The organism is Tenacibaculum sp. AHE14PA (genome assembly GCF_019278465.1).
Lineage (GTDB): Bacteria > Bacteroidota > Bacteroidia > Flavobacteriales > Flavobacteriaceae > Polaribacter > Polaribacter bernardetii.
In genome coordinates this window covers 202,964-215,296 of the sequence record NZ_CP058983.1, presented here as the reverse complement: position 1 = coordinate 215,296, position 12,333 = coordinate 202,964, and the positions used below count along the sequence as shown (strand labels likewise).

Genomic DNA, 12,333 nt, shown 5'->3' with positions numbered 1-12,333 from the left:
TAACTCTGTTTTTGGTAATTATGATTCGTATTTTTTATAATTTAATTAAAATCCCTGTATTAAAAACAAATCCATCTGTAGGTGCCCAAATATCAGTAAAAATTGGATTGTTATGTGGTGCCTTTACCATTGATTGATAATTTTGCTGTTTGGTATCTGTAAAATTCTCAAAATTTGTATATAAACTAACTTTCCCAAAAGTACGCATTACCATAAACCCCATTGTCCAGTAATTTGGTGTAGCAGTTAAATCATTTCGTAACTGTGAACTTTTATAATACGCTTCATAACCAATTCGCCATTTATCGTGTACTTCATACATTAAAATACTACCAATACTATGTTTGGGTGTTAATGCTTTTTGTGTATCATTCAATTCTACATTATTATATGCGTAATTTGTAAACAGTATAAAATCTCTGTATTTAAACTTTAAATTAGTTTCTGCTCCATAACTATTTAACGTACTTGTAGCATTTACAAACTCATAATTAATTCCGGTTTGTTGTAATAAAAGCGAGTTTTTTAACTGAGTATAAAAAACTAATTGATTAAATGACATTGAAATATTATCATTAAATATTCTGGTTTTATAATTCACATCAGCATTAAAACCTATAGAGGTTTCTGCTTTAAAATCAATAACGTTTATTGGCATTACATTTTGATATGAACGCAACTCAGCATCTTCGGTAAAAATAGTTGGTATTTTATAACCTAATCCTCCCCCTATTCTACTTGAAACGGCATCATTATATTTTATAAATAATGATAATCGAGGTAATACAAAAGTTCCGTAGTTATTATTATAATCAGCTCTAAGACCACTTTCTAAAGTCATGTTCTCAGTAAACTTCCAATTATTTTGAGCAAAACCACCAAAGGTAAATTGATTATAACTACGATCTATATTTGTAGGTTTATCTTCTTTAAAATTTTCGGTGATAATATTACCTCCAAAAACCCAATCAGATTTATCCTTATATAAATTGTACGTTCCTTCTGTAAACGTTGCTATTTAACTTCCATCAAATTGAAATGTAGGTAAACTTAAATCACGTTTAAAATAACTTATACTATTTTTAAATGTTAGTGTTTTATCTTCAGAAATATCATTGCTATATGTTAATTGAGATGCATAACGTTGTGTTTTATTTTCTTCAAAGAAGTTATGTTCAGGTGAAGTATTATTGTCTATAGCGTCAATATCTCCTCCGGTTCTTTTTTCAACTGATGCGTTTAAACTTAACCGTAATTGTTCTTTTTCATTTGGATAATAAAAAAAAGAAGGATTAAAGCTAACACTTCTTACTTTGGGTATATCAGTAAAATGATCATTATTTACATCCGTAGCATTTTGATGATTAGCAGAGCCGTATAATGAAAGTCCAAATTTATCAAATCGTTGACTATAAAAAGCATTTAAAGTACTTCCGTTGCGAGATGTTTGATCGAACATTAAACTAACTTCTGGTAATAGCGTTGGTTTTTTTGACACTAAATTAACCAAACCTGCAATTGCGCCACCACCATATAATGTAGATGAGCTTCCTTTTATTATTTCAACTTGTTTTAAATCTAAAGGTGGAATTTGCATAATGCTCAATCCGCTTGAAAAACCTCCAAACAGCGGAAATCCATCTTTTAACAACTGCGTAAAACGTCCATCCAGCCCTTGTATTCTTATAGATTGGTTTGCGGAGTTGGCCGAAGTTTGTTGCATTTGTATTCCTGTACTTTCACGCAGAACCATAGCTATATTTGCCGAGTTCATAATTGCTTTTTCCCCTAGTTCTTCTGATGAAATAACTTCAATACGTGTTGGTAATTCAGCAATACTTCGTTTACTCCTTGTAGACTGAATTACAACTTCCTCTAAAGACTCTTCATCTTCATGAAGTTGGATAGTTAGTTGTTTGTTTAAGGTTGGGAATTGAATTACCTTCTCTACTGTTGTAAAACTTATAAAAGATATTATAAATGTTTGTTTACCTGAGGGAATATTATTTATAGTTGCTAATCCATCTAAATTAGTTTCGCTACCTATTTTTGTGTTTTTTATAAATACTGAAGCTCCTGGCAAAGGATCTTTTTCATCTGAAGTTACTTTAATCGTAATTGAATTCTGCGCGATTATATTTATCGCAAATAACCATAGAGATATGGTTAAAACTATATTTTTTATCATTTTTAAATGATTTAATTAATTATAATTGTAGGTGTGTAGTTAGACATCTTTTTATGTAAAAAGATGTGTTTTTTTCAATAAAATTGAAAAAAAATATAATTAATTAAACTCTAGGAGGCTGAAAAAGTTGATCTAAATAGCCAGATGTATTTAGAACTTTGTGGAAGTGATTTTTCTTTTTTACTTGAAAATATTTAATAAACCGAATTTTAAATTCCGAATTAATTATAGCACTCGATATTACTAAAGAAACACAGTGATGGTGGTGTTCTGTATTTTTTTCTTCGTCTGTATCATTTTGATGATGCTTATTTAAATGTGCTTCATCCATTATATCAACATGAACTTCTGTTGCATTATTATCATCAAAAATCACAGCATCAGCATGAGCTTGCACCGGTGGCACAAACAACAATACTATTAATATAAGGATGATAATATTTTTCAAATCATAGACTTATGAAATACAAAAGTATAAAAAAAATAGACAGGTTTATTATTTTAACCTGTCTTTAGCATACTCTACTTTTGTCTTTCCATGTGCAAAAGGGTTTCCAGCATCATCTAAACTAACCATTATAATTTTGTCGATTGCTATAATTGTTTTGTGAGTAATTTTATTACGCACTTCACAGTTTAAGGTAATAGAAGAGTTACCAAATTTTTCAACTTCTATACCAATTTCGATAATATCTCCTTGTTTTGCTGAGCTTACAAAATCTATTTCTGACATAAATTTTGTTACCGTTTTAGGAATTTCTAATTGAATAATAGCATATAAAGCTACCTCTTCGTCAATCCATTGTAATAAACGGCCTCCAAATAAAGTTCCGTTAGGATTTAAATCTTCTGGCTTTATCCACTTTCTTGTATGAAATTTCATATTTTATTGTTCTATGTTAATCGCTTCAAAAGCGGTTAGGTTATTATTTTCAAAATGAATTGTTAACTGTATTGGATTACAACAAGTTTCGCAATCTTCTATATAGGTTTGAGAAGCACTTGCATCTAAAATCATAGAAATTGTTTCCCAACAATATGGGCATTGAAAAAAATGTTCTAAAGTCATTTAAAGTTCGTTTTTCATATTGTTTTCTATACGTTATCAAAAAACATTTTTAAAAAAAAATCTTTTTTGATAACTTTTTACAAAGTTCAGAAACTATTACTCTTTAAACGAATAAAACCTATTTGTTTTTTAAATTTTACCATAATATTTTCTGATAAACCATTCTAAAGAGAATAAAGTAATGGTTAAAAACAACACCCATTTCCAATCTATTAAATTTTGATTTTTAGTACTAGATTTCTGAACAGTATAATAAGAAGTATCTGTTGTTAATTCTTGTAGTAAATTTTCTATTTTATCAGTATAAAATAATTTTCCTTTCGTTTTTACAGCTAATGAATTTAGTTTTTTATGATTTGCATTTGTAAACTGTTCTTCTATTTGATAATCGGTTATTTTAAATTTACCAAAGCTATTTATATTCTGATTTGCTACCGAAACTTTATATGAATATTCACCTGCTAAAAGACCTTCTACCGATACTTGATATGAATTATTTATTAACGAAAACGGAATTACCTTCTTACTCTTTGTTTTAGTATTTGTTACTGTTAATTCTAACGAAGCTCTATTATCAAACTGATAATTTTTATCAACATAAAAAGCCGATATATTTATTGGCGTATTTGCGGTGTATAAATTCTCGCTTTTAACCTCTAATCTTTTTCTTTTTTTATTTGATGCTAAATACTGCACTAAATTTCCTAAAAAAGCATCAAACGTTTCAAAGTTTTGTTCTTTTAAAAAACTAGCAGCTCTCCATTTCCAAATTCCTTCACCAAATAAAACAGCATGCTTTTTATCGTTTTTTTCAATCGTTGTTAATAATGGTTGTTTAGTTTCTACTCCCGCAAATTTTTGATACAGTAATGTTTGAGCATCATTTGTTAAGTCAACTGTTCCGAATTTATCTCGCAAAGGCGGAAATTCGTTAAAACCAATATCCTTTTGTAAAAAAGTTAAAAAATCGGTGTTATAAATCGCTAAATAATTTTCTGTTTGATTGATTGCATCTTTGGTAAATCCTAATTGCTGTGTATTTAAAAATCTCCAATCTGTTTTTGTTCCTGAAATCACCAAATAATTAGAAGGTATTTTTTCAAATACTTTTTTAAAATAACTATTAGGTTGATAAAAAACAAAAAACTGATAATCAGCATAATTGATTTTTTTATCATTAATTAAAGCAATTGTTACTTTGCGTTGCTTATTACTTTCTATTGCTTTTTTTATAGCACCTAAATCAGGGTGTAAAAACGAGCTTAAAACCAATACTTTCGTTTGCTCATCTATAACTTCTACCGAAAATTTTTGGTAATTATTTTTGGTGTTTTTCTCGTTTTCTATTTTACTAATTGCGCTACTATAATATTGAATTCCTTTTTTATCCGAAGTTAAATTTGTTAAAACCGTTTGTACAGGATTTGAAGGAGAAAATTGAAGTCTTTTTGAAAACACTTTTTTTCCGCCATTAGAAATTGAAAAAGTTGCACTTACTTTTTCCTTTCCTTCATAATAAAGCATGGCTTCTACAGGAAATTTATTTTTTATATAACTATATTTATTAACGTTTAACTGTGATATTTGTAAATCTTGATACAAAGTGGTATCACCAACTACTATTGGATATATTTTACTTTTAGCATTTATATATTCATAATCATTACCCGTAGTTTGATTTCCATCACTAATTAAAATACTTGCATTTAACGTATTTTTATTTAATTCGTTAACCGATTTTATTGCTTGTGAAATATCTGTTTGAGTTTCTGAAAAAGACAAACTATCTAAAACAACAATTTTAGCTCCAAAAGAAAAAAGCTGAACATTAAATTTATCTTGTAATTGTTTATGTTCTTGTATTTTTTTTAAAATAGATGCTACTTTTTTATCCTCTTTAAAATATTTTATAGAAAGTGAATTATCAGCCAAAACAGATAAAATAGGTTTATTATTTACTTTTTCTATCGTTTCTATTTGGGGATTTATAAATAATAAAATCAATAAAAAAAAACTCGTTGCTTTTAAAAAAAACAGTAAGATGTTTATTTTAGAATTATTTTTCGCTTTGTAGAAATATTGAAAAAAAGCAATAGCAATGCTTAACAAAATTGCGATGATAATATAAATAAGGGTTCTAGTTTCCAACAAAAGTATTTTAGATTGTGAAGATAAAAAAACTATCAAATAAAATGAATCAAACTTCTTTTTACTTTATGATTTAGGTCATAAAACAAATAACCAATTGGCATGTAACTTTGTAATAAAATAAATTAGGCATGGTAACAACAGAGCAATTATTCGTAAACAACACAACTTTTAAGTTTTCTAAATTTAATTTTATAAGTGTTATAAATAGTAAAATCGCACAAGAAGAAAGCAACGCTTTTGTAATTTCAATAGTTTTATTAATGGCTAGTAGTATGATTGCTTCTTTTTCTGCAGCATTGGCTGTTCATGGAGAAGTAAATTTATTTGCTTTGGTAATTACTTGTATTTCTGCTATGGGCGCAAATGCAGTAGCTATAAGTCAGCGTTCTTTAAAAACAGTAGTTTGGTCATTCTTTTTTGCTGTTTTAGCAAATATAGCGCTGATAATTTATCAGCTTATACTTTAGGTTTCGCGTCAAACATTCTAAAAAAGAGCATCGATGCAATATTCCTTGCTCTTTCTTTTGCTTCGTTTACTTTGGTTCCTACAAAAAGAGCATCTAAAGTTTCGAACCACAATTGCAACCATCTACCAAAATGCTCTTGAGAAATAGTGTGGTTAAAATTGCGATCTAAATCCTTATGTGCTTTCATCGGATTTCCTTTAAAATTCCTAACAAAAAAAAGATTTGTTTCCCAAAAATCAGTTAACTTTTGCAAGTGAGGCTCCCATTTTTCTTGGGGAATTGACTCTAAAAAAATAGGTCCTATAAAATCATCTTTTTTAATTTTATTGTAAAAAGTTGATACCAATAAATACACATCTTCTCTATTTTCTATTTCTTTTTTATCCATCTAAAAAACATTTTTATTCACAGCAAAAGTATATCTTTATACACTTGCAATTTATGACTTAAATCATAATGATACCAGAAGAACTTTTACGCAATTTTAACGCACATTATAAAGACTATAAAAAAGGAGAGGTTATTTTTACTGAGAATAACACAGCCTTTAATTATTATCAAATTAGTAGTGGCATTGTAAAAATGAACAATTATAATGATGCCGGAAAAGAATTTATTCAAGGTGTTTTTTATAAAGGCCAAAGTTTTGGTGAACCACCTTTATTTATTGATGTAAAATATCCTGCTAGTGCAGAAGCTATTTCCGAAAGTATAATATTAGTTATTTCTAAAGAACAATTATTTAAATTACTGCAAGAAAACCCTTTAATTCACTTAAAAATAACGCAAAGCTTAGCTAAAAGATTGTATTACAAAGCAATTATAGCATCAGAAATTTCTAGTCAAGAACCTGCACATAGAGTACTTCGTTTTATAGATTATTTAAAAAATGATGTTTATAAAACAACAGGTGATTATACTTTTAAAGTTGACTATACACGCCAACAAATAGCAGATATTTTAGGTTTACGAGTAGAAACTGTAATTCGAGTAATTAAATCATTAGAGAAGGATAAACAACTTAAAATATTAAAACGAAAAGTTTATCGTTAAAATTCCTCTAGCAATAGCCGTAAATAAAATAAGTATTCTCTATTTTTGTAGCTTACAACACAACATAACATGAACTTAACACAATTAAATGCCATCTCTCCTATTGATGGTAGATACCGTAATAAAGTTGCCAATTTAGCCAACTATTTTTCTGAAGAAGCTTTAATAAAATATCGAGTAAAAGTAGAAATAGAGTATTTTATTGCTTTATGTGAAATTCCTTTACCACAATTAGCTGACTTTAATAATGAGTTATATGCTAATTTACGTAAGATATATGAAGATTTCTCTACCGAAGATGCTCAAAAAATAAAAGATATTGAAGCGGTTACAAATCATGATGTAAAAGCGGTTGAATATTTTATTAAAGAAAAATTTGATGCTTTAGATTTACAGAAATACAAAGAATTTATCCACTTTGGATTAACCTCTCAGGATATTAATAACACTGCTATTCCGTTATCCATTAAAGATGCAATGGAAGAAGTGTATTATCCTGCTTTAGATGGTTTAGTATCTAAATTAGCAGATTTAGCCGAAGAATGGGATAATATCCCTATGCTAGCACGTACACATGGGCAACCGGCTTCTCCTACTCGTTTAGGAAAAGAGTTTTTTGTTTTTGTAGAGCGTATTAACAACCAAGCAATACACATACAACACACACCTCATGCCGCTAAATTTGGTGGAGCTACAGGTAATTTTAATGCACACAAAGTTGCGTATAAAGATATCGACTGGAAAAACTTTGGAACCCATTTTGTGGAAGATATTTTAGGTTTGCATCATTCTTTTCCAACAACTCAAATAGAGCATTATGATCATATGGCTGCTCTATATGACGGTTTAAAACGTGTAAATACTATTTTAATTGATTTAGATCGTGATATTTGGACATACGTTTCTAACGATTATTTTAAACAAAAAATAAAAGAAGGCGAAGTTGGTTCATCAGCAATGCCACACAAAGTAAATCCGATTGATTTTGAAAATTCTGAAGGAAACTTAGGAATTGCAAATGCTATTTTCGAGCATTTATCAGCAAAACTTCCAATATCTAGATTACAACGAGATTTAACAGACAGTACGGTTTTACGTAACGTAGGTGTTCCTTTTGGTCATACATTAATTGCCTTTGGTGCTACTTTAAAAGGATTGAATAAATTATTATTAAATGAAGCTAAGTTTGCTGAAGATTTAGAAAATAATTGGGCTGTTGTAGCCGAAGCTATTCAAACAATATTACGTCGTGAAGCATATCCAAATCCTTATGAAGCTTTAAAAGGATTAACACGTACCAACGAAAAAATAAACAAACAATCAATTGCTAATTTTATTGATACTTTAGAAGTTTCTGTTGAAATTAAAGAAGAATTAAAAGCAATTACACCTGCTAATTACACCGGAATTTAATGAAGTATTTACTTAGTTTTTTAGTCACTTTTTTAGTATTTTCTTGTACTCCTGAAAAAGAAGGAAATTCATTGCGTTTTAAAAAAGGAGTTTTTGAAATTAAGGCTACAGATGATTTTGTTAAAGAAACTATTATTAGAAAAGATAGTATCCAAATTAGCAAATATGGCAATGAAATAGATACTCTTTCTATAAAATGGAAGAATAACTTTTTTTATACGTTGCGTTACATCAATCCAAAAAATGATTTACAAAAAGATCCAATGTTTGTTCAAATCAATAAGGTAAGAGAAAACTCTTACGATTTTACTGTAAAAATTGGTTATTCAAATTACAAACAAAAAGGAACCATATATATAAAATAAAAAAAATGGAAATATTCTTACAACCAGACACTTGGATTGCATTATTAACCTTAACTTTTTTAGAAATTGTTTTAGGTATCGATAATATTATATTTATTTCTATAGCATCTAATAAGCTACCTGAAAGCAAACGAAAGAAAGCAACTAATATAGGGCTGATATTAGCTATGGTTTTACGAATTATATTGTTATTTGGTATTTCTTATTTAATAGCAATGAAAGCACCTTTTTTCCATATAGATTTATCATGGTTTAAAGCTGGTATTACTGGGCAAAGCTTAATTTTATTTATAGGTGGACTTTTTCTATTATACAAAAGTACACAAGAAATACATCATAAAGTTGAAGGTCATGAAGAAGATGATTTAGATGGTAAGCCCAAAAAAGGCTATACTATGAAACAAGCTATCTTACAAATAACTTTAATAAATATAGTTTTCTCTTTCGATTCTATTTTAACAGCAGTCGGAATGACAAATGGTGTTGAAGGAGCAATGCTTATTATGATTGTTTCAGTTATATTATCGATGTTAATTATGATGTTGTTTGCAAATCCTGTTGGTAAATTTGTAAATCAACATCCAACAATACAAATGTTAGGTTTAGCCTTTTTAATTTTAATAGCTTTTATGCTAATTGCAGAAGGAGCACATTTATCACACGCCGAAATTTTCGGCCAAACGGTAGGTATTATTCCTAAAGGATATTTGTATTTTGCTATTGCTTTTTCTTTAGGTGTAGAAATGCTTAACATGCGAATAAGAGGCGGGAAAAAGAAGTCTTAACAAAAAATTAAGAATTTAAGTAGATAGCTGATAGTATTAATACTATCAGCTATCTATTTTTTTTATACATTTGCGTCGAATGTTTAAATTTAGAACATACATATCTACTATTTTCTTGTTTGCCCTGTTATTACCATCAGCAATACAAGTCCTTCATGCTTTTGAAGAGCATGAGCACATAGCCTGTACTTCTAATATTAATCAACATTTACATGAGTTAGATAAAGATTGTGGTGAATTACATTTACAATTAAAGGTTTTTTATTATGAATTGTACAGTCCAAGTATTTTATTAAACAATAAAGTTTTTGCTAAAAATACGCTTCATAAACCACAGCAATTAAAAACTTATTACTTCTCTAATAAATCATCTAGAGGGCCTCCTATTGTAATAATTTAATTAAAATTATACATAATTATAAAATTACAATTAAACTCTTAGATGAATCTTAAAAGTATTATTTTAATACTTTTACTAAGCTGTTATGTTTCTTTAGTAAACGGTCAAAATTGTAGTTATACATTTTCTGGTATTGTAGAAGATTTTCATGATAAATCTGCGATTGTAAACGCTACAATTTATATTAAAAACCAAAATAAGTATACTACAAGTAATTTAGACGGAGAGTTTACTATCGATAATGTATGTGCTGGTAAAATTATTGTCGAAATTTCTCATGTATCTTGTGATAAACAAATCTTAGAATTAAATGTTTCAAAAAACATTTATAAAATTATAGATTTAGAGCATCACATAGAAGAATTAAATGAAGTTAATGTTAGGAGTACAACTGGTTTAAAAACCAAAACAGCTCAAGAAACGTTATTAAAAACTAAAACTCTAGATAACTATAGCGCAGCATCATTAGGCGATGCTATTAAAAACATCTCGGGTGTTTCTTCTATAAATACAGGTAGTACTATTGTAAAACCAATTATTAATGGCTTACATAGTAGTAGAGTATTAACTTCTTTTAATGGTGTTCGATTACAAGATCAAGAATGGGGAATAGAACATGCTCCAAATATTGATATAAACGCAGCTGGAAGTGTTTCTGTAATTAAAGGAGCAAATGCTTTACAATATGGTGGTGATGCTATTGGCGGGGTTATTATTGTTAATCCTTCAACTGTAATAACTAAAGACACCTTGTTTGGTAAAACAATTACATCACAACAGAGTAATGGTAGACTATTTTCTGTTTCATCAAGCTTAAATAAAAGTTACAACAGCGGTTGGTTTATTAATGGACAGGCTTCTTATAAAAGAGCTGGTGATTTTGAATCACCTAGTTATAACCTTACCAATACTGGTTTAAATTCTAGGGCTTTTACTATTCGTAGTGGGTTTAAAAAATTTAATAAAGGGTTTGAGCTTTTTTATAGCAATACATCTAATGAAACAGGCATTTTAAGAGCATCGCACATAGGTAATATTTCAGATTTAGTAAGAGCTATAAATAGTAATTTACCACTTGTTATAGATGAGTACAGCTATGCTATTAATAATCCAAAACAAGATGTTACACATCAACTATTTAAGGCTAAAGTTTATAAGCGACTAAAAGGTGTTGGTAAATTATCTTTTCAATACGACTATCAACAAAACAAAAGATTAGAGTTTGATGTTAGAAGGGGAGATAAAAAATTCGTTGCAGCAACAAATTTATTGCTAAGAACACATTCTTTTAAAAGCGATTTAGACATAGATGCTAATAAAGAAAATACTTATAAATTTGGTTTAAGCGGTGCTTATCAAAATAATTTTTCAGATCCAAAATCAGGAGTTAAGAGAATTATACCCGATTATAATAAGTTTAACCTAAACGGATATGCTATTACTAGCTTTAAATTTGACGATATTTATTTAAATGCTGGAATTAGATATGATTTTGAACAAGTTAACGCAAAGAAATTTTACGATAAATCAAGATGGAATTCTTTAAACTACCAACAAGAATTTGGTAGTCTTATTATTGAAGATTCGTCTACACAGTATTTAGTAAACCCAGTTTTTACTTATCATAATATTTCTGCTTCATTAGGCGGTTCTTATAGTCTTAACGATAATAGCACATTATTGGCTAATTATGGTTTATCTAACAGAGCGCCAAATGTTTCTGAATTATTTAGTGACGGTTTGCATCATTCTGCTGCAAGAATAGAAATTGGTGATTTACGAATGCAAGCTGAAACATCTAATAGATTTTCTACAACGTATAAATTTAATAACAACAAATTTGATATCGTTTTAGAAGGATTTTATAATTATGTAACCGATTTTATTTACATAGAACCTACAGGAGTAGAAACTACTTTAAGAGGTGCATTTCCTGTTTGGTCATACAAGCAAACAAATGCCCATTTATTTGGTTTAGATTCTAATGTTAGCTATAATGTAAACACAAATTTTAGTATTACCAATAAGATGTCGCTCATTAAAGGACGTGACTTAACAAACAAAAGAACTTTAATAGATATACCTCCTTTTAAAACCACAACAACTTTATTTTTTAAGAAAGAGAATTGGAAAAATTTTTATGCCTCTTTAGAAAGTGAGTTTAATGCGGAACAAAACGAGTATCCTAATAACAATTTCATGGCTTTTATTCCAGATACAAACACCAATGAACTTGTAGATATTAGCACTCCACCAAAGGCTTATCATTTATTAAATTTCTCTTCTGGATTCGAATTAAACATGTCTAAAACAAAAATTAATCTTAGTTTTTCAATAGATAATGTTTTAAATCAATCATACAGAAATTACTTAAACAGGTTGCGTTTATATGCAGATGATTTAGGGAGAAACTTTCAAATTCAAATTCAAATTAATTATTAA

General features: G+C 28.5%; 14 protein-coding genes. 7 read left to right on the top strand and 7 right to left on the bottom strand.

From position 1 onward, the window contains the following. Nucleotides 1-34: 34 nt before the first annotated feature. From H0I30_RS13015 to H0I30_RS00955, 6 genes are all read right to left on the bottom strand, one after another. Nucleotides 35-946, bottom strand: coding sequence for a TonB-dependent receptor plug domain-containing protein (locus tag H0I30_RS13015; RefSeq protein ID WP_370624108.1), 912 nt, complete (start codon nt 944-946; stop codon nt 35-37). Between the two features lie 72 nt (nt 947-1,018). Further along, on the bottom strand, nt 1,019-2,188 hold the full coding sequence (locus H0I30_RS13010; RefSeq protein WP_255554329.1) for a TonB-dependent receptor: 1,170 nt from the start codon (nt 2,186-2,188) through the stop codon (nt 1,019-1,021). Between the two features lie 103 nt (nt 2,189-2,291). Next, nucleotides 2,292-2,594 carry a hypothetical protein gene (locus H0I30_RS00970; RefSeq protein ID WP_218772450.1) on the bottom strand — a complete coding sequence of 101 codons (303 nt, stop codon included), beginning with the start codon at nt 2,592-2,594 and terminating at the stop codon, nt 2,292-2,294. A 90-nt stretch (nt 2,595-2,684) separates the two neighbouring features. After that, nucleotides 2,685-3,071: an acyl-CoA thioesterase gene (locus H0I30_RS00965; protein WP_218772449.1), complete on the bottom strand. Its 387-nt coding sequence runs from the start codon at nt 3,069-3,071 to the stop codon at nt 2,685-2,687. A 3-nt stretch (nt 3,072-3,074) separates the two neighbouring features. After that, nucleotides 3,075-3,257 (bottom strand): CPXCG motif-containing cysteine-rich protein, encoded by a 183-nt coding sequence (locus tag H0I30_RS00960; RefSeq protein ID WP_218772448.1) that lies wholly within the window; start codon nt 3,255-3,257, stop codon nt 3,075-3,077. A gap of 129 nt (nt 3,258-3,386) precedes the next feature. Continuing rightward, on the bottom strand, nt 3,387-5,405 hold the full coding sequence (locus H0I30_RS00955) for a VWA domain-containing protein (RefSeq protein ID WP_255554330.1): 2,019 nt from the start codon (nt 5,403-5,405) through the stop codon (nt 3,387-3,389). A 131-nt stretch (nt 5,406-5,536) separates the two neighbouring features. Here H0I30_RS00955 and H0I30_RS00950 point away from each other — a divergent pair, with 131 nt between their 5' ends. Continuing rightward, on the top strand, nt 5,537-5,875 hold the full coding sequence (locus H0I30_RS00950) for a hypothetical protein (protein WP_218772447.1): 339 nt from the start codon (nt 5,537-5,539) through the stop codon (nt 5,873-5,875). On the opposite strand, the gene H0I30_RS00945 is transcribed toward H0I30_RS00950, so the two are convergent. Continuing rightward, on the bottom strand, nt 5,865-6,263 hold the full coding sequence (locus tag H0I30_RS00945; protein WP_218772446.1) for a group III truncated hemoglobin: 399 nt from the start codon (nt 6,261-6,263) through the stop codon (nt 5,865-5,867). The two genes, H0I30_RS00950 and H0I30_RS00945, sit on opposite strands and share 11 nt — an antisense overlap. A gap of 68 nt (nt 6,264-6,331) precedes the next feature. Between H0I30_RS00945 and H0I30_RS00940 the strand changes: the two genes are divergently transcribed. The 6 genes from H0I30_RS00940 (at nt 6,332) to H0I30_RS00915 (ending at nt 12,333) form a co-directional block, all read left to right on the top strand. Beyond that, nucleotides 6,332-6,928 (top strand): Crp/Fnr family transcriptional regulator, encoded by a 597-nt coding sequence (locus tag H0I30_RS00940; protein ID WP_218772445.1) that lies wholly within the window; start codon nt 6,332-6,334, stop codon nt 6,926-6,928. A gap of 69 nt (nt 6,929-6,997) precedes the next feature. Further along, the gene (gene purB, locus H0I30_RS00935) at nt 6,998-8,341 is read left to right on the top strand and encodes an adenylosuccinate lyase (RefSeq protein WP_218772444.1); all 1,344 of its coding nucleotides are present in this window, start codon (nt 6,998-7,000) and stop codon (nt 8,339-8,341) included. After that, nucleotides 8,341-8,706 (top strand): hypothetical protein, encoded by a 366-nt coding sequence (locus H0I30_RS00930; protein ID WP_218772443.1) that lies wholly within the window; start codon nt 8,341-8,343, stop codon nt 8,704-8,706. Before purB ends, H0I30_RS00930 begins: the two co-directional genes overlap by 1 nt. A gap of 5 nt (nt 8,707-8,711) precedes the next feature. Next, nucleotides 8,712-9,491 (top strand): TerC family protein, encoded by a 780-nt coding sequence (locus tag H0I30_RS00925; RefSeq protein WP_218772442.1) that lies wholly within the window; start codon nt 8,712-8,714, stop codon nt 9,489-9,491. A 79-nt stretch (nt 9,492-9,570) separates the two neighbouring features. Continuing rightward, nucleotides 9,571-9,891, top strand: coding sequence for a hypothetical protein (locus H0I30_RS00920; protein ID WP_218772441.1), 321 nt, complete (start codon nt 9,571-9,573; stop codon nt 9,889-9,891). Nucleotides 9,892-9,933: 42 nt separating this feature from the next. After that, nucleotides 9,934-12,333, top strand: a complete 2,400-nt coding sequence (locus H0I30_RS00915; RefSeq protein ID WP_218772440.1) for a TonB-dependent receptor domain-containing protein — start codon at nt 9,934-9,936, stop codon at nt 12,331-12,333.